Genomic DNA, 17,470 nt, shown 5'->3' on the forward strand with positions numbered 1-17,470 from the left:
TGCGAACGAGACTAATGCTAATGAGAATGCTTGTCAAAATTGTTTTGAGCCGGATTCAGCTAGCCCGATGAGTGGTGCGTCGATCAGGAATCGGCGCACTTGCGCAGGGCAAGTGCGCCGGCCGGATCAGTCGTAGTCGCGCCAGCCGCCCATGTCTTTCCAGCGGTTGACGATGCCGCAGAACAGCTCGGCGGTCTTTTCCGTGTCGTAGCGGGCCGAGTGGGCTTCACGGCCGTCAAAGTCCATGCCGGCGGCCTGGCAGGCCTTGGCCAGCACCGTCTGGCCGTAGGCCAGGCCGGCCAGGGTCGCGGTGTCGAAGCTGGAGAAAGGATGAAACGGGTTGCGTTTCATGTCCAGGCGCGCCACGGCGGCGTTGAGAAAGCCCAGGTCGAAGCTGGCGTTGTGGCCGACCAGCACGGCGCGCTTGCAGCCATTGGCCTTGATGGCCTTGCGTACGCCACGAAAGATATCGGTCAGCGCGGTTTCTTCGCTGACCGCCATGCGCAGCGGATGGTCGAGCTTGATTCCGGTGAACTCCAGGGCAGCCGCCTCGATGTTGGCGCCTTCAAAGGGTTCTACCCGAAAGAAATAGGTGTGCTCGGGGTACACAAAACCTTTTTCGTCCATGCCGATGGTCACGGCTGCGATTTCCAGCAGGGCATCGGTGGCCGAGTTGAAGCCGCCTGTTTCGACATCGATCACAACCGGCAGATAGCCGCGAAAGCGCGCGGCCATCGGATGGCGCGAGCCACCGCCATGGTGAATGTCCAGATCGTCGTCGAGATGATCGTCGCTCACGCCTTTTCCTCCAGCACACGCCAGCGCAGTTTTTCACCAGCGCGCAGCGGGATAACGTTCAGTTCGCCAAACGGCAGGCTGGCAGGCGCCGTCCATTCGTCGCGAATCAGAGTGATGGTGTCCTGGTTGGCAGGCAAACCGTAGAAAGCCGGACCGTGCAGGCTGGCAAAACCTTCGAGCCTGTCCAGGGCGTTACGCTGTTCGAACGCCTCGGCATACAGCTCGATGGCAGCATAGGCGGTGTAGCAGCCGGCGCAGCCGCAGGCCGCTTCCTTGGCATGCTGGGCATGGGGTGCCGAGTCGGTGCCCAGGAAGAACTTGCTGCTGGCGCCGGTGGCGGCGTCAAGCAGCGCCACCTGGTGCGTGTTGCGCTTGAGGATCGGCAGGCAATAGAAATGAGGGCGAATGCCACCGACCAGCATGTGGTTGCGGTTGTACAGCAAGTGATGCGCGGTGATGGTCGCCGCCACATTGCCTGAGGCCTCGTTGACGAACTGCACGGCGTCAGCGGTGGTGATGTGCTCGAAGACCACCTTGAGGGTCGGGAAGCGCTCCACGACGCGGCGCAGGTGCTCGTCGATGAACAGCTTCTCGCGGTCGAACACGTCGACTTCGCCACGGGTGACTTCGCCATGCACCAGCAGCAGCAGGCCGACGTCGGCCATGGCTTCAAGGGCCGGGTAGATCTTGTCCAGGCTGGTGACGCCGGAGTCGGAGTTGGTGGTCGCGCCGGCCGGGTACAGCTTGGCCGCATGCACAAAGCCACTGGCCTTGGCGTCGCGGATGTCTTCGGCCGTGGTCTGGTCGGTGAGGTAGAGCACCATCAAGGGTTCGAAGCGGCTGCCGGCAGGTCGTGCCGCCAGGATACGCTGGCGGTAGGCATCGGCTTGTTGCGCGTTGCGCACCGGAGGCACCAGGTTGGGCATGATGATTGCGCGGCCAAAGGTGCGCGCAGCGTCGGCAACGGTATGAGGCAACACAGCTCCGTCACGGAGATGGATGTGCCAGTCGTCGGGACGCAATAGGGTCAGGCGGTCGGACATTGGGGATTCCAGGCGGTTCGAACTCGCGGAATGCTACCGGAAAAGACAGTCTCAGGCACTCGCTATCAAGTTTTGTGGGAAGTTACCGATAGCAAGCCATCAGGTCGGCATTTTTCTGTTTTGCCGCCAATTTTTCAGGTGGAGCCTCCCGTGCGCCAGCGATATCTAGCCCTGCTCAGCCTCGTCGTCAGCCTGCCGGCAGCGGCGATCAATTTCCAGACACGCCTGGAAAGCATCGAGTGGAAGGTCGAGGGCGATCAGTTCGAATGTCGCCTGAGCCAGCCCATTACCGATCTGGGCGCGGGTGAGTTCGTGCGCCGTGCGGGCGAGCAGGCGATCTTTCGCCTGAAGGCTTCCTACAATACGCTGGGCAACGGCTCGGCCACTCTGCTGGCGGCCGCATCGCCCTGGCAGCCTGGGCGCGGCGATATCAACCTGGGGTCGGTGCGGGTCAGTAACGGCGAAATCCCCTTCAATACCACGCAGGCGCAAGCCGGTCGTCTGATCACAGGCTTGCTCGAAGGCCGCAGTCCGGTGATACGTCACTATGCTCGTGACGGCGGCGGCAATATGGAAGTGCGTCTGTTGCCGGCCAGGTTTCGTGAGGCCTTTGGCGAGTACCAGGCCTGCACGGCCAGGCTGCTGCCAATGAATTTCGACCAGATCAAGCAGGCCGAGGTCGGTTTTCCAGGGGGCGGCATCGAGCTCGATGCCAAGGCCAGGGCGCGCCTGGACAATATGCTGGCTTATCTGAAGGCCGATCCGACGGTCAACCATATCGAGCTGGACGGTCACTCCGACAACAGCGGCAACCGCCTGACCAATCGCGACCTGTCACGACGTCGGGCCTTGGCGGTCATGGACTACCTCAAGGCCAATGGTGTGCCTGAAGAGCAGATCACCCTGCGCTTTCACGGTGAGCGCTATCCGCTGGCGGCCAATACCAACAATGCCAACCGCGCCCGCAACCGGCGGGTGAATGTGCATCTGGAGCGTGTGGCGCCCCAGGAACTTCCCGCCCCTGTCGCGCCTGCCGTAGCACCACCGGTCGCTCCGGCGGCTGGTATGTCGGCACCGGCACCGTCCACCACAGGGGCGCCTGCCAAGGCCTCCTGACCGCCTGCGAAGGGTACGAGCGCTGTCGCCTGCGGGTCACAAGCTGTCGCGCCACTGTAAATCTGCGGGTTTGAACGGTAGACTCGACGGTTTTCCGTACAACCCGGTGGAGTGATGGCATGGCGGACGTAAACAAGGTCGTTCTGGCGTATTCTGGTGGCCTGGATACTTCAGTGATCCTGAAGTGGCTGCAAGATACCTATAACTGCGAAGTGGTGACGTTCACCGCTGACCTGGGGCAGGGCGAGGAGGTCGAGCCTGCACGCGCCAAGGCACAGGCCATGGGCGTGAAAGAGATCTACATCGACGATCTGCGCGAAGAGTTCGTGCGCGATTTCGTCTACCCGATGTTCCGTGCCAACACTGTCTATGAAGGCGAGTACCTGCTGGGTACGTCCATCGCACGCCCTCTGATCGCCAAGCGCCTGATCGAAATCGCCAACGAGACCGGTGCTGACGCCATCTCCCACGGTGCGACCGGCAAGGGTAATGACCAGGTGCGCTTCGAACTGGGCGCCTATGCGCTCAAGCCTGGCGTCAAGGTCATCGCCCCATGGCGCGAGTGGGACCTGCTGTCGCGCGAGAAACTGATGGACTACGCTGAAAAGCATGCCATCCCGATCGAGCGTCATGGCAAGAAAAAGTCGCCGTACTCCATGGACGCCAACCTGCTGCACATCTCGTATGAAGGCGGTGTGCTGGAAGACACCTGGACCGAACACGAAGAAGACATGTGGCGCTGGACCCGGTCGCCTGAAGATGCCCCCAATACCCCGACCTACCTTGAGCTGACCTACCGCGCCGGCGACATCGTGGCGATCGATGGCAAGGACCTGAGTCCGGCCCAGGTGCTGGCCGAACTGAACCGCATTGGCGGCGAGAACGGTATCGGTCGCCTCGACATCGTCGAGAACCGCTACGTGGGCATGAAGTCGCGCGGCTGCTACGAGACCCCGGGCGGCACCATCATGTTGCGTGCCCACCGTGCCATCGAGTCGATCACCCTGGACCGCGAAGTGGCTCACCTCAAGGATGAGCTCATGCCGCGCTACGCCAGCCTGATCTACACCGGCTACTGGTGGAGTCCTGAGCGCCTGATGCTGCAACAGATGATCGATGCTTCCCAGGCACACGTGAATGGCGTGGTGCGCCTGAAGCTGTACAAGGGCAACGTGATTGTCGTAGGGCGCAAGTCCGATGACTCGTTGTTCGATGCCAATATCGCAACCTTCGAAGAAGACGGCGGTGCCTACAACCAGGCCGACGCAGCGGGCTTCATCAAGCTCAACGCCCTGCGCATGCGCATTGCCGCGAACAAGAACCGCAAGCTGTTCTGAGCGGCTTCCTGACCGTGTCATGCAGCCCCGGCCGGGGCTGCATGACACGATTCGATGATCCGCCTCACGGTTGGGTGCGTGGTTTGCGGGACTTGCCAGCCTTATAGACGGCTGATGGCTCGCACAGGTTGGGCGGTGGCTGTTGCAATGAGCGGGGAATGAAACCCAGCAGTTGTTCGAGGCCCATATTGTGGCGTTTCAACAGCGTCAGCAGTTTTTGCTCAAAAGCCAGTTCCCTGGAAAGTTGTTCATTGTGCTTAAGTGATTCAAGCCTGTCCTGTTGCGTTTGCAAGGCCTGCTCCAATGCTCGGAATTCGTTCAGTATTGACATGATAGTTCCATGGGTATGATCGTATTGGGTGGATTCGGTACATCCAGAATCGATGCGGTGCGCAAGTATTCATGTGTCCTCTCGCGGGTGTGTTTGCAATAGTTTAGTCCTGCCCGTGCGTGAAAGCCTCGGGCTGCCAGATGCTGGCAACACGCACGGCGTTGTGTGTAACTCATTATCCAATAATGACTTTCTTAAAGAGCTTACTTCTCAAACAGGTCAATTCAATGTGTTATGTAGATGATTCCTACATTAACTAAGGTCATTGTCCTGCTCGTGAGGGGCTGCTGAGCATGCCGGGGTCAGAGTGTCAGGCTCGGGTCCACAAAGGCTATCGTCCGGCTTGTATTGCTTGAACTCGAACCGATAGGCCTTGCCGATGTTCCATACCTGACGAATGCTCAGGCCCAGGACCTGCGCAATTTCGGGTACGGTGTACCCCAGTGTCGAGTAATGCATGGCATGGCCGGCCAGCACGTCGTCGACGTCGAGCGCCTCGTGCCGGGCGGTGTAGCGTCCCTCCGTGACGGGACGGCTGAAGCTGATCTTGATGCCATGCGCCAGGGCCAGCTGACGAATCTCCTTCTTGTTCATGCGCAGTGAGTATTGCAGCGACGATACCCCGGCGCCTTTGTCGACCAGCCCCTTGAGCAATTCAAGTTTAGCCTGCTGGTCAAGTTCCGGTTCGCGGTTTTTTTGTTGGGGTTCGGGTGTCGGGGCCGGGCGGGATGAGGAAGTGCCATCGGCAATGACGGCAATGACGCCGCCCTGGGCAACAAAGTCTTCGACGGCCGCCTTCAGGTCCAGCGCAGTGGCGGGGTCGAGCGTCGAGAGTGAGGGTTTGTTATTCATGATCTATTCCTTTTTGAACAGGGTTATACACACGGCCATTCAAAAAGAACCGTCAGGCCGTCGAGGCCGTGACCAAGAGGGATATAGTTGATTGGCCATGTTTATGTTGATCGGGTCCGTTCGACTCCGAAGAGTCCATTAAGAAACACAGTTGTCAGGGCGCCATTATCAATGGCGGGCCGCGCCCGGTTGTGCGGCGTGCGCAAACAGGTTTTATCGGTGTTTGGTAAAGGGACGTTGTTAAAAAAGTAACGACTGGTAATAGGTTTTGCAAGTAAAAATTAAAGGGCTACATAAAAGCACTTATTCGTGTGGTAAGTGTCTTACATGTTTCATTGCAACGTCTGTTACTCATGTAGTCCCTTTCCTCTTTCGCCTATTGGGGCTGGATTCGGCGTCGGAGATGGTATTAGCTTCTCGTCGGATGAGCCTGTCATGTCTGTCAGACATATCCGCAGGTTGCCGGTTGCTGGACGATATGTCGACTCGTCCGACCTGAAGCCTGTAAGGTATTTCTGAACATTTTGTGGTCTGACTCCTGAAGTAGATATATGTACGAAAAGAGTGTCAGCTTGCGTGTAGTTTTAAACGGCGCGCTGGCACTTGGCCTTGCGTGGGCTGGCATGAGGGTATTTGCCTGCCGGGAAATACTCGGGCGCGAATGTGCCATCTGTCAGTGTCGAGCCGGGCAGCCAGAGTGTGAGCGACGTGCATGGGTCATAGCGGCAGGGCGCATTCCCGGGGTTTACAGGAGTGGCACTTTGCTAAAGGAGAACTCACTCGTTGCCGCCTGTCCGGTCAGTAACAACAGGAATGTCATGAAATATTCATGTTCATGACGGCCTCGTCTGAAGTCGGGCTTTAGCGCATGTTCGCGCAGCAAGGCGTGCCCCGGATGAAGCAGGCGGCTCTACCACGGCGTTCCGGAAAACAATCACTCCACCGGATTTTGAAGGGATAACTTGTGACGATCATCGATGGCTCGTCAGTTATGGCGAGATTTGTAGGAAAGTTCTCCTCTAAGTGTGGGAATGGTCTTTGGCTGTCGGTCTTAAGGGGGGCGCGCCATGCAAAGCACTAAACGACTAGGCTATTGTGCTGACTCTGAAAATTCGAATAGCAAAAATTGGACTGCCCATGAATAAAGTGCTGATCGTGGATGATCATCCTGTCATTCGCCTTGCCGTACGCATGCTGATGGAGCGCCATGGTTACGAAGTCATCGCGGAGACAGACAATGGCGTGGACGCACTGCAACTGGCGCGTGAGCACTTGCCCGATATCGTGATCCTTGATATCGGCATTCCCAAGCTTGATGGCCTGGAAGTGATTGCCCGGCTTTCGGCCATGTCCCTGCCGTTCAAGGTGCTGATCCTTACCTCCCAGGCGCCCGGGCATTTCTCCATGCGGTGCATGCAGGCAGGCGCGTCAGGGTATGTGTGCAAGCAGCAGGATCTCACGGAGTTACTGAGCGCGATCAAGGCAGTCCTGTCGGGATACAGCTACTTCCCCAACCAGGCTTTGCACACAGTGCGCTCGAGCATGGGCAATGCCAGTGAGGCCGACATGGTCGATCGTCTGTCGGGGCGGGAAATGATGGTGTTGCAGCAGCTTGCCCGGGGCAAGACCAACAAGGAAATAGCCGACAGCATGTTCCTGAGCAACAAGACCGTCAGCACCTACAAGACACGCCTGCTGCTCAAGCTCAACGCCCATTCGCTGGTCGACCTTATCGAGCTGGCGCAGCGCAACGGCCTGGTCTGAAAAAGGCGGGAGGGTTTTCAGATATCGAAGTCGTAGTCAGCCAGCTCCCTTTGCAGGCGCCGTTCTTCAAGCATGTTGTCAATGGTGCGGCGTTTGCTCAGATTGGTCTTGGCGGGCTCGACAGGAGGAGGGTCGCTGTCGTCCGCATCCATCACAAAGTCATCTTCAACGTCCAGTTGCTCTTTGCCGGTACTCATGCAATTTGACTCCAGGCTTGGGCTGTCATTGGCGCCCCTTATAGCGCCAATCCCCTGGCGGGTAAAAAAGATTTTTTCAATCGCCCGGGCCTGGATGACTCTATTACTCAATCGTCGCTCGTCTTTTCCTTGTAGTCGCACAGGTCTTCGATACGGCAGCTGCCGCAACGCGGCTTGCGCGCCTGGCAGACGTAGCGCCCGTGCAGGATCAACCAGTGGTGGGCATCGAGCAGGTAGTTTCTGGGCACGAACTTCATCAGTTGCTTTTCCACCTCGACCACATTCTTGCCCGGCGCCAGACCGGTGCGGTTGCTGACGCGAAAAATATGCGTATCCACGGCCATGGCAACCTGTCGAAACGCCGTATTGAGCACCACGTTGGCGGTCTTGCGTCCTACGCCGGGCAGCGCTTCGAGGGCTTCGCGGGTCTGGGGCACTTCGCTGTTGTGCCGCTCGATAAGCAGTCGGCAGGTCTCGATGACATTGCGGGCCTTACTGTTGTACAAACCGATGGTCTTGATGTAGCCGGACAACCCTTCCACGCCCAGGGCATAGATGGCTTCAGGTGTATTGGCCACCGGAAACAGGCGGGCGGTGGCCTTGTTGACGCTGACATCGGTGGCCTGGGCGGACAGGGTGACGGCGACCAGCAATTCGAACGGCGTGGTGTAGGCCAGTTCGGTTTTCGGGTCCGGATTGTCTTCGTGGAGCCTGCGAAAGATCTCCTGGCGTTTGGCGGCGTTCATGGTCGGTCTTGATCCTCATCGGGCCTTCGGATGGGCCCTCATGGCGAGCTGGGGTGTTCGGCGGCGTGCAAGGCCTGTTCGGCTTCCTGTACCTGAGCGTGCAGCGTGCTCAACTGATCCGCCGGGGCACCTGCGACCTGTGCCTTGTTAAGGCTGGCACGGGCCATGGCCAGCTGGATCTTGGCACGCTTGAGCGCCGCTATCGAGGCCTTCGGTTGGGGTTGTGCCGGCGTGTCGGACAGGGCCTGCTGCGTCGGCGCCAGGCCTTGCAGCACCTGTTCGGCGGCATCGACCTGCTGCTGCAGCTGCAGCAGGCGCATGGCCTGTTCCCGGACAGGAGGATGACCGAAGGCCCTAAGCGATTTGTTCAACTGCGCCTGGCACATGTTCAGGGCGATCCTGGCCTGTTTGAGCGCCTGATCTTCAGGTTCCGGGCGCGGTTTCCCTGGCGTGGCGAGCCCGGGCATGGGCGATGCCTGCACCGGCTGTGCAGTTGCTGCAACAGGCGGGCGTGGCGTGCGTGCCAGGCGCTGCTCGCGCTCGCGCTGCAAGCGCTCGTTGCGGCGCTGATAGCGCTGCCTGGCAAGGTCGCGCTTGCCGGTGCGTGCCAGGTGCCGAGCGGTATCCGGCCGTGCGTCGCCCACCATGGCGACACGGGTCGCAGGCAGGGGCAGCATGTCGATGCAATCGACCGGGCAGGGCGCTACGCACAGGTCGCAACCGGTGCATTCATCCACCAGCACGGTGTGCATCAATTTGGCGGCGCCGACGATGGCATCGACCGGACAGGCCTGGATGCACTTGGTGCAGCCGATGCATTCGGCTTCACGAATAAAGGCCACTTGGGCAGGCGCTGCACCTCGCGCAGTGTCCAGGGGAGGCGCCTGGACCTGCAGCAGCCGGGCAAGGGCGTCCAGGGTTTCCTCGCCGCCTGGCGGGCATTTATTGATGGCCTCGCCCCTGGCGATGCCTTCGGCATAAGGCATGCAGCCGGGATGGCCGCATTTGCCGCACTGGGTCTGTGGCAACAAGGCGTCGATGCGTTGAATCAGGTTCATGGCGGGTATCCACAGGCCGCAGCGGCCTGGCGGGGCACAGAAAAGGCCCGATAATCGCCAAGGGCAGTTATCGGACCTTTTATGCGTTGTTACTTGATGCGTTGACCTGGCTTGGCGCCACTGTCGGGGCTGAGCAGGTAGATTTCTTCACCGCCGGGGCCGGCGGCCATGACCATTCCTTCGGATACACCAAAGCGCATTTTGCGCGCCTTCAGGTTGGCGATCATCATGGTCAGCCGGCCTTCGAGCTGGCTCGGGTCCGGGTACGCGCTCTTGATGCCCGAGAACACATTACGCTGTTGGTCGCCGATATCCAGCGTCAGGCGCAGCAGCTTGTCGGCGCCCTCGACGTGCTCGGCCTTGACGATCAGCGCTACGCGCAGGTCGACGGCGGCAAAGGCGTCGAACTCGATTTCCGGCGACAGCGGGTCCTTTTCCAGTTCGCCATTGCCCTTGGGGGCGTCCTGGGTGGCGCTGGCAGCCAGGTCTTCCCTGGACGCCGCTACCATAGCCTCGATCCGGGCCGGGTCGATGCGGGTCATCAGGGCCGAGAACGGATTGAGCTGATGGTTACCCAGCAGGGTCTGGTGATCGTTCCAGGTCAACGGCGCGACATTGAGGAACTGTTCGGCGTCGGCCGCCAGGTTCGGCAGCACCGGCTTGAGGAAAATCACCAGTTGGCGGAACAGGTTGATGCCCAGCGCGCAGACGGCCTGGACTTCATCCTGTTTGCCTTCCTGCTTGGCCAGTGCCCACGGCGCTTTTTCAGCGATAAAGGCGTTGGCGCGGTCGGCCAGGCCCATGATTTCACGCATGGCACGGGAGAAGTCGCGGGCCTCATAGGCTTCGGCGATGCTCGGTGCTGCGTTCTGGAAGGCGTCGGTCAGTTCCGGTGCGGCATTGGCCTGCACCAGTACCCCGGCATTGCCCTTGTGAATGAAGCCGGCGCAGCGGCTGGCGATGTTCACCAGCTTGCCGATCAGGTCGGAGTTGACCTTCTGCACGAAGTCTTCGAGGTTCAGGTCGAGGTCGTCGACGCCGCGGCCCAGCTTGGACGCATAGTAGTAGCGCAGGTATTCCGGCGACAGATGGTCCAGGTAGGTGCGCGCCTTGATGAAGGTGCCGCGCGACTTGGACATCTTCTGGCCGTTGACGGTCAGGTAGCCGTGCACGTTGATCGCGGTCGGCTTGCGCAGGCCCGCGCCTTCGAGCATGGCTGGCCAGAACAGGGCGTGGAAGTTGACGATATCCTTGCCGATGAAGTGGTACAGCTCGGTGCTGGAATCCTTGTTCCAGTAGGCATCGAAGTCCAGCTCCGGGCGACGGGCGCAGAGGTTCTTGAAGCTGGCCATGTAGCCAATCGGTGCGTCCAGCCATACGTAGAAGTATTTGCCGGGCTCGTCCGGGATCTCGAAGCCGAAATACGGCGCATCGCGCGAGATATCCCACTGCTGCAGGCCGCTGTCGAGCCATTCGGCCAGCTTGTTGGCCACCGCTTCCTGCAGGGTGCCGCTGCGGGTCCACTGCTGAAGCATGTCCTGGAAGGCTGGCAGGTCGAAAAAGAAATGCTTGGAGTCCTTGAGCACGGGCGTGGCCCCGGAAATCGCCGATTTCGGGTCCTTGAGTTCGGTGGGCGCGTAGGTGGCGCCGCACTTTTCGCAGTTGTCGCCGTACTGGTCCTCGGCGCTGCATTTCGGGCAGGTGCCCTTGATGAAGCGGTCGGCCAGGAACATTTTCTTGTCCGGGTCGAAATACTGGGTCACCGAACGGGTGGCGATATGACCGGCATCGCGCAGGCGCTTATAGATCAGGCTCGACAGCTCGCGGTTTTCATCGCAGTGCGTCGAGTGGAAATTATCGAAGTCCACCAGGAAGTCGGCAAAGTCGGCGCTGTGCTCGGCCTTGACGTTGTCGATCAGTTGTTCCGGGGTGATGCCTTCCTTTTCGGCGCGCAGCATGATGGCCGAGCCGTGGGCGTCGTCCGCACAGACATAGGTGCACTGGTTGCCGCGGTGCTTCTGGTAACGCACCCACATGTCGGTCTGGATGTACTCGAGCATGTGACCCAGGTGAATGGATCCATTGGCATAGGGCAGGGCGCTGGTAACGAGAATCTTGCGTGGCTCGGACATGGGGCTCGGCTACTTGAAGTCAAACGAAGACCGGCCACTATAAAGGTGTGGGGATTTTTTTTCACCCCGCGCGCACCCGACAAGGTGCCGGGATTTGCAGTGAAAGCATGGCGCGGCCTGCCATAAGGGGTAGGATAGCCGCCTGTTTTACTCAGTTTCTATTTGGAGCCCGTTCATGAGCGCAGTGAGCCGCGCAGCGGTGGAGACCATTCTTCGCCAGTACACCGACCCTTATCTCAACCAGGACCCGGTCAGCGCCGGTTGCGTGCAGGCCATCGATATCGAGGCCGGCAGCGTCAGCGTGCAGATCGAACTGGGGTATGCCGCCGACCTGTTCAGCCGGGGCTGGGCCCAGGTGCTGCAGACCGCCATCGAAGGCCTGGAGGGCGTGACGGCCGCCCGGGTGCAGGTCACCAGCCGGATCCAGCCGCACAAGGCGCAAAGTCAGATTCCGGGGCTGGCCAATGTCAAGAACATCATCGCTGTGGCCTCCGGCAAGGGCGGTGTCGGCAAATCGACCACCGCCGCCAACCTGGCCCTGGCCCTGGCCCGCGAAGGTGCCCGGGTCGGTATTCTCGATGCCGACATCTATGGTCCGAGCCAGGGCATCATGTTCGGCATTGCCGAGGGCACCCGGCCGAGGATCAAGGACCAGAAGTGGTTCGTGCCGATCGAGGCGCATGGCGTCGAAGTGATGTCGATGGCCTTTCTGACCGATGACAACACACCAATGGTCTGGCGCGGCCCGATGGTGTCCGGTGCCTTGCTGCAACTGGTGACCCAGACCGCCTGGAACGACCTGGATTACCTGGTCATCGACATGCCGCCGGGCACGGGTGACATCCAGTTGACCCTGGCGCAGAAAGTACCGGTAGCCGGTTCGGTCATCGTCACCACCCCGCAGGACCTGGCCTTGCTGGATGCCAGAAAGGGCGTTGAGATGTTCCGCAAGGTGAACATTCCGGTGCTGGGCGTGGTGGAAAACATGGCCGTGCACATCTGCTCCAACTGCGGGCATGCCGAGCATCTGTTCGGTGAGGGGGGGGGCGAGAAACTGGCCAGCCAGTACGACGTCGAGCTGCTGGCTTCGTTGCCGCTGTCGATGCTGATTCGCGAGCAGGCCGACGGCGGCAAGCCCACGGTCATCGCCGAGCCGCAAAGCCAGATTGCCATGGTGTATCAGGAGCTGGCCCGCCAGGTGGGCGCGCGAATCGTGTTGCAGGCCGCGGCCAGCCCGGCCATGCCGACCATTTCGGTCAGCGACGACTGATCCAGCCTTTGCAGGCGCTCTTCTTGTGGCGCCTGCAAATAAAGGCACTTTTCTACAGGCAATAAAAAACCCCGCTCAAGAGCGGGGTTTTTCGAAGCGAATTAGCGCAAAATCAAGCGATTTGCACTTCTTCAGCCTGCATGCCTTTCTGGCCGCGGGTAGCGACGAAAGAAACTTGCTGGCCTTCTTTCAGGGTTTTGAAGCCGTCGATCTGGATGGCTTTGAAGTGCACGAACAGATCTTCGCCAGATTGTGGGGTGATGAAGCCGAAGCCTTTTTCATCGTTGAACCACTTGACGGTACCGGTTTGGCGATTGGACATGATGCATCTCCTTGGACAAAGTTAACTGCGGATCAGGAAACACCCCGACCGAGACTGAGTGCAAAGAGCTGGAAATTCATGGTGATGGTGATCGGATTCAACATCTTGTAGAGATTCTCAGTGACACAAGCAACACAGTGACGCCACCTTAACCGTTTTTCCCGGAAGTGCCAATGGGCAGGTGAGGATTATTTGCATTCCCTTGTCTGACAGCGGCTCACGAAGGCGTGGCCTTTGTAGGAGACGCCCCGGCCCGGTAAGATGTGCGCATCTTTTTTACCTCGCTATTTCAGGACACCGCCATGAGCATCAAATCGGACAAGTGGATTCGCCGCATGGCGCAAGAGCACGGCATGATCGAACCTTTCGTCGAGCGCCAGATGCGCGGCGAAGGTGCCGAGCGCCTGATTTCCTACGGTGTGTCGAGCTATGGCTACGATGTGCGCTGCGCCGATGAATTCAAGATCTTCACCAACATCAACTCGGCCACCGTCGACCCGAAGAATTTCGATGCCAACAGCTTTGTCGACGTCAAGAGCGACGTCTGCATCATTCCTCCCAACTCCTTTGCCCTGGCCCGCACCGTCGAGTATTTCCGCATTCCGCGCAACGTGCTGACCATCTGCCTGGGCAAGAGCACCTACGCGCGCTGCGGCATCATCGTCAATGTCACGCCGCTGGAACCGGAGTGGGAAGGCCATGTGACCCTGGAGTTTTCCAACACCACCACATTGCCGGCCAAGATCTACGCCAACGAAGGCGTGGCGCAGATGCTGTTTCTCGAATCCGACGAGGAATGTGAAGTGTCGTACAAGGACCGTGGCGGCAAGTACCAGGGCCAGCGTGGCGTCACCTTGCCACGTGCCTGAAGGGCAACCTGAAATCTATTTCATGCAGGGGCGATTGAATTTATCGCCCGTTTGGCACTCTATTGGTTGACTGTTCTTCCTCACAAGCGACGTGGGTGACCAACGTTCAGGAGTGCCCCATGAAGATCGATTCCAAACACGCCGGACAGCAAGCCGCACCGCTCAACGAGATCGGCCTGCTGGCCTGGTCGCTGATGGCAGACCAGCAATTGAACATGGTCGGCGGTGGCATTCCCGGCCAGCCTGACCCGGATACGCCCCAGCCCAGCGAACCCGGCGTGCCTACAGTACCCGACGAGCCGCCGCCAGCGCCCGTAGCCTGACATAAGCTGCGCATTACCCATTCAAGGCCCAGACCGCACCGTCGCCTGCCACATACAGGCGGCGGTGCGGCTGGGCCTGAATCTTGTAGCCCCCGGTAAACTCGCCGAACGCCGGCAGCAGGCTCACCGCTTCGTCCAGCACGAAGCAGGGCAGGCGCAGGCTTTGGCGTCCGCGTCCATGCAGGGTGAACACCGGATGCACATGGCCGGCCAGTACATGGTGGGTCGGGTGCGGGTCCGGTTCGTGCTGCAAGGCAAAAGGCCCCAGCAGCAACGGTGCATCCACTACCTCGATATTCAGGTCACCCGGCGGGTCACCGGCGCGGGTGTCGTGATTGCCGCGAATCAGTACGACTTCAAGCGATGCATGCCGTGTGCGCCACCCGGCCAATGCCGCCAGGGTGGCAGGCGCATGCGATTGCGGCGCATGCAGAAAGTCGCCCAGGAAGATCAGCCGTTGCGTAGGGTAGCGCGCCAGCAGCCGGTCGATGCGCTCAAGGTTCACCTGCGTGGTGCCATGCGGCACCGGTTGGCCCAGCCGACGATAAGCGGCCGCCTTGCCAAAATGCGCATCGGCAATCAACAGGGCCTGTTCGGCGGGGTGGTAGACCGCCTTGTCGGCCAGCAGCCACAGCGTATCGCCGGCCAGTTGCACCGCCAGTTCAGGATTCATGCGTCAGCTTCCGGTCCGGCGGCCTTTTCGAGGTCACGCACCATGCGTGCTATCCGGTCAGCCAGTTTTTCACTGCTCATGCTCTCGCGCAGGCGTTCGACCAGCAGCGGAAACGCCAGCGGCGTGGCACGCTTGAGCGCGTGCAGGTCCAACGGCAGGCCGGCCAGGCGTTGCAAGGTCGTCTGCAGGCGTTGGTAATCCAGCTCCAGGCTCAGCACTTCATCATGGGCCTGGCAGAGCAGCCGGTTCTCGGGATCGTACTGCTTGAACACTTCGAAGAACAGGCCGCTTGAGGCTTGCAGTTGGCGCAGGCTTTTCCCGGCACCGGGGTAGCCGGCAAACACCAGCCCGCCGATCCGGGCGATTTCGCGAAAGCGCCGCTGCGCCAGTTCGCCGGCATTGAGGCTGGCCAGGATGTCTTCGGCCAGGTGCTCGTCACTGAACAGGTCGCCACAGTGGAGCAGGTCGTGCCAGTCCAGCTCGGTGCTGCTGAGCAGCTCCAGGCCGTAATCGTTGACGGCCATGGAGAACGTCAGTGGCTGTTGCCGGCTCAGGCGCCAGGCCAGAAGGCTGGCCAGCCCCAGGTGCACATGGCGTCCGGCAAACGGATAGAGAAACAGGTGCCAGCCTTCGCGTGACTTGAGAGTTTCCGCCAGCAGCCGGTCGCGTTGTGGCAGCGCCGACCACTGCTGCTGCACCTCCAGCAAGGGCCTGACCGCCTGCATGGCGGGGCTTGCGAACACGCCGTGCGCAGCGGCATCGAATTGCGCCACCACCGCCTCCGCCAACTCGTCAGAGAGCGGCAAACGTCCGCCATTCCAGCGTGGCACGGCGGCTTTCTTGCCAGTGGCGCGCTTGACGTAGGCGGTCATGTCCTCGACCCGCACCAGTTCCAGCAGGCGCCCGCCAAACAGAAAGTTGTCGCCAGGGCGCAGGCGCGCGATAAAACCTTCTTCGACGCTGCCCAGCGAGCCGCCGCCCTTTTTCCAGTACTTCACGGTAATACTGGCGTCGCTGACGATGGTGCCGATGCTCATGCGATGCCGCCGCGCCACACGTGCATCCGGCACCCGCCAGACGCCCTGCTCGTCGGGCTCGACGCGGCGATAGTCGGGGTAGGCGGTCAGCGAGTGACCGCCGCTGCGCACAAAGGCCAGCGCCCATTGCCACTGCGACTCGTTCAGGTCGCGGTAGGCCCAGGCACCGCGTACTTCGGCCAACAGCTCATCGGGGATGAAGCCGCCGCCCAGTGCCATGCTCACCAGATGCTGCACCAGTACATCCAGCGGCTGGTACGGCGAGTGACGCGGTTCGATCATGCGCGCCGCCACGGCCACCTGCGCAGCGGCGGCCTCGACCAGCTCCAGGCTGTGGGTCGGCACCAGCGTTACCCGCGAAGTGCGTCCCGGCGCATGGCCGGAGCGTCCCGCACGTTGCATCAGCCGGGCAATGCCCTTGGGCGAGCCAATCTGCAACACCCGTTCGACCGGCAGAAAATCCACGCCCAGGTCCAGGCTGGAGGTGCACACCACTGCCTTGAGCTGGCCGTCCTTCAAGGCGCGCTCCACCCAGTCACGCACCTCGCGTGACAGCGAGCCGTGGTGCAGGGCAATCAACCCGGCCCAGTCCGGCCGGGCGCCGAGCAGAGCCTGGTACCACAGCTCCGATTGCGCCCGGGTATTGGTGAACAGCAAACAGCTGCGGCTGCCGTCGACTTCGGCCACCACCTGCTTGAGCATGCTCAGGCCCATGTGTCCGGACCATGGAAAGCGCTCCAGCGTCGCTGGCAGCAGGGTGTCGACCTGCAAGTCCTTGATGATCTTGCCTTGCACCGTGAGGCCGGCATCGCCCAGCAGCACCTGGCGGGCGTGTTCCTGGTTGCCCAGGGTGGCCGAGATGCCCCACACGATCAGGTGCGGATGCCAGCGCCGCAATCGGGCCAGTGCCAGTTGCAGTTGCACGCCGCGCTTGTTGCCGATCAGTTCATGCCACTCATCGACCACCACCATCTGCAGGTTGCCCATGGCGGCCTGGGCATCGGCGCGAGCCAGCAACAGGGTCAGGCTTTCAGGGGTGGTGACCAGGGTCGTGGGCAGGCGCCGGCCCTGGCGCGCACGCTCGCTGCTGGAGGTGTCGCCGGTGCGCAGACCCACTGACCAGGCAATCGCTTGATCGGCCAGCGGCGCCAGTAACGAGCGCTGGGTGTCGGCTGCCAGGGCGCGCATGGGTGTGATCCAGATCAGCGTCAGCGGTGCGCTCTTGTCCTTGCCTTTGGGCGGCGTTTTCGGGGTGCGGACAAACGCATTGAGGGCCGCCAGCCACACGGCATAGGTCTTGCCCGAGCCGGTGCTGGCATGCAGCAGCCCCGACTCGCCACGCTTGACCGCTGACCACACCTGCTTCTGGAACGGGAACGGTGTCCAGCCCAGAGAGGCGAACCATGACGTTGCAATGTCGGGCTGTTTGCTCATGCGCGGTGGCAGGTTCCTGAAGGGGTCAGGATACGGACCACAGGCCCGGGCCATTGGTGCGATCCTGCCCGGAGACGCTCTGCCAAATAGGTTCACCCTGGCGCAGGAGCGACCAACGGTCGCGAAAGGGCTGGTACAGACACAGCATTTTTCAGGGGCTGCCCCTCG

The 17,470-nt window shown here is 60.9% G+C and carries 17 protein-coding genes; 6 read left to right on the forward strand and 11 right to left on the reverse strand.

Features of this window, described 5'->3' with window-relative positions; all coding sequences use genetic code 11:
• Positions 1 to 126: 126 nt before the first annotated feature.
• Both rnt and pyrC read right to left on the reverse strand, forming a co-directional pair.
• Positions 127 to 798, reverse strand: coding sequence for a ribonuclease T (gene rnt, locus ASF84_RS01955; protein ID WP_056834675.1), 672 nt, complete (start codon positions 796 to 798; stop codon positions 127 to 129).
• The gene (gene pyrC / locus ASF84_RS01960) at positions 795 to 1,841 is read right to left on the reverse strand and encodes a dihydroorotase (RefSeq protein WP_056834677.1); all 1,047 of its coding nucleotides are present in this window, start codon (positions 1,839 to 1,841) and stop codon (positions 795 to 797) included. The genes rnt and pyrC overlap by 4 nt, the downstream gene beginning before the upstream one ends.
• Before the next feature lie 150 nt (positions 1,842 to 1,991).
• On the opposite strand from pyrC, the gene ASF84_RS01965 reads away from it, so the two are divergent.
• The gene (locus ASF84_RS01965) at positions 1,992 to 2,957 is read left to right on the forward strand and encodes a flagellar protein MotY (protein ID WP_056834678.1); all 966 of its coding nucleotides are present in this window, start codon (positions 1,992 to 1,994) and stop codon (positions 2,955 to 2,957) included.
• 119 nt (positions 2,958 to 3,076) lie between these two features.
• Entirely contained in the window at positions 3,077 to 4,294 is a 1,218-nt protein-coding gene (locus ASF84_RS01970) for an argininosuccinate synthase (protein ID WP_056834681.1), read from the forward strand.
• 64 nt (positions 4,295 to 4,358) lie between these two features.
• Here ASF84_RS01970 and ASF84_RS01975 read toward each other — a convergent pair whose 3' ends face one another.
• The gene (locus ASF84_RS01975) at positions 4,359 to 4,625 is read right to left on the reverse strand and encodes a hypothetical protein (RefSeq protein ID WP_156684128.1); all 267 of its coding nucleotides are present in this window, start codon (positions 4,623 to 4,625) and stop codon (positions 4,359 to 4,361) included.
• Positions 4,626 to 4,877: 252 nt separating this feature from the next.
• Positions 4,878 to 5,477 carry a helix-turn-helix domain-containing protein gene (locus tag ASF84_RS01980; RefSeq protein ID WP_082481259.1) on the reverse strand — a complete coding sequence of 200 codons (600 nt, stop codon included), beginning with the start codon at positions 5,475 to 5,477 and terminating at the stop codon, positions 4,878 to 4,880.
• Between the two features lie 1,137 nt (positions 5,478 to 6,614).
• On the opposite strand from ASF84_RS01980, the gene ASF84_RS01985 reads away from it, so the two are divergent.
• Positions 6,615 to 7,241 (forward strand): response regulator transcription factor, encoded by a 627-nt coding sequence (locus ASF84_RS01985; protein ID WP_056834685.1) that lies wholly within the window; start codon positions 6,615 to 6,617, stop codon positions 7,239 to 7,241.
• Between the two features lie 17 nt (positions 7,242 to 7,258).
• Here the strand turns inward: ASF84_RS01985 and ASF84_RS01990 are convergent, their stop codons facing one another.
• The 4 genes from ASF84_RS01990 to metG all read right to left on the reverse strand — a co-directional run bounded on the left by ASF84_RS01990 (position 7,259) and on the right by metG (position 11,374).
• Positions 7,259 to 7,438 (reverse strand): PA3496 family putative envelope integrity protein, encoded by a 180-nt coding sequence (locus ASF84_RS01990; protein WP_056834687.1) that lies wholly within the window; start codon positions 7,436 to 7,438, stop codon positions 7,259 to 7,261.
• A gap of 107 nt (positions 7,439 to 7,545) precedes the next feature.
• Positions 7,546 to 8,184 (reverse strand): endonuclease III, encoded by a 639-nt coding sequence (nth, locus tag ASF84_RS01995; RefSeq protein ID WP_056834688.1) that lies wholly within the window; start codon positions 8,182 to 8,184, stop codon positions 7,546 to 7,548.
• A gap of 38 nt (positions 8,185 to 8,222) precedes the next feature.
• Positions 8,223 to 9,242, reverse strand: a complete 1,020-nt coding sequence (gene rsxB / locus ASF84_RS02000; protein WP_056834690.1) for an electron transport complex subunit RsxB — start codon at positions 9,240 to 9,242, stop codon at positions 8,223 to 8,225.
• An 89-nt stretch (positions 9,243 to 9,331) separates the two neighbouring features.
• Positions 9,332 to 11,374: a methionine--tRNA ligase gene (gene metG / locus ASF84_RS02005; protein WP_056834691.1), complete on the reverse strand. Its 2,043-nt coding sequence runs from the start codon at positions 11,372 to 11,374 to the stop codon at positions 9,332 to 9,334.
• 175 nt (positions 11,375 to 11,549) lie between these two features.
• On the opposite strand from metG, the gene apbC reads away from it, so the two are divergent.
• Positions 11,550 to 12,644: an iron-sulfur cluster carrier protein ApbC gene (gene apbC, locus ASF84_RS02010; protein ID WP_056834693.1), complete on the forward strand. Its 1,095-nt coding sequence runs from the start codon at positions 11,550 to 11,552 to the stop codon at positions 12,642 to 12,644.
• Between the two features lie 112 nt (positions 12,645 to 12,756).
• Here the strand turns inward: apbC and ASF84_RS02015 are convergent, their stop codons facing one another.
• Positions 12,757 to 12,966, reverse strand: coding sequence for a cold-shock protein (locus ASF84_RS02015; protein ID WP_056834696.1), 210 nt, complete (start codon positions 12,964 to 12,966; stop codon positions 12,757 to 12,759).
• Positions 12,967 to 13,268: 302 nt separating this feature from the next.
• Here ASF84_RS02015 and dcd point away from each other — a divergent pair, with 302 nt between their 5' ends.
• A complete protein-coding gene (gene dcd, locus ASF84_RS02020) occupies positions 13,269 to 13,835 on the forward strand; it encodes a dCTP deaminase (protein ID WP_056834698.1) in 567 nt (188 codons plus the stop codon).
• Positions 13,836 to 13,954: 119 nt separating this feature from the next.
• On the forward strand, positions 13,955 to 14,158 hold the full coding sequence (locus ASF84_RS02025; RefSeq protein ID WP_056834700.1) for a hypothetical protein: 204 nt from the start codon (positions 13,955 to 13,957) through the stop codon (positions 14,156 to 14,158).
• A gap of 13 nt (positions 14,159 to 14,171) precedes the next feature.
• Here ASF84_RS02025 and pdeM read toward each other — a convergent pair whose 3' ends face one another.
• Both pdeM and ASF84_RS02035 read right to left on the reverse strand, forming a co-directional pair.
• Positions 14,172 to 14,831 (reverse strand): ligase-associated DNA damage response endonuclease PdeM, encoded by a 660-nt coding sequence (gene pdeM / locus ASF84_RS02030; protein WP_056834702.1) that lies wholly within the window; start codon positions 14,829 to 14,831, stop codon positions 14,172 to 14,174.
• On the reverse strand, positions 14,828 to 17,302 hold the full coding sequence (locus ASF84_RS02035) for a ligase-associated DNA damage response DEXH box helicase (RefSeq protein ID WP_056834704.1): 2,475 nt from the start codon (positions 17,300 to 17,302) through the stop codon (positions 14,828 to 14,830). The genes pdeM and ASF84_RS02035 overlap by 4 nt, the downstream gene beginning before the upstream one ends.
• Between the last annotated feature and the right edge of the window lie 168 nt (positions 17,303 to 17,470).

The organism is Pseudomonas sp. Leaf127 (genome assembly GCF_001423155.1).
GTDB lineage: Bacteria > Pseudomonadota > Gammaproteobacteria > Pseudomonadales > Pseudomonadaceae > Aquipseudomonas > Aquipseudomonas ovata.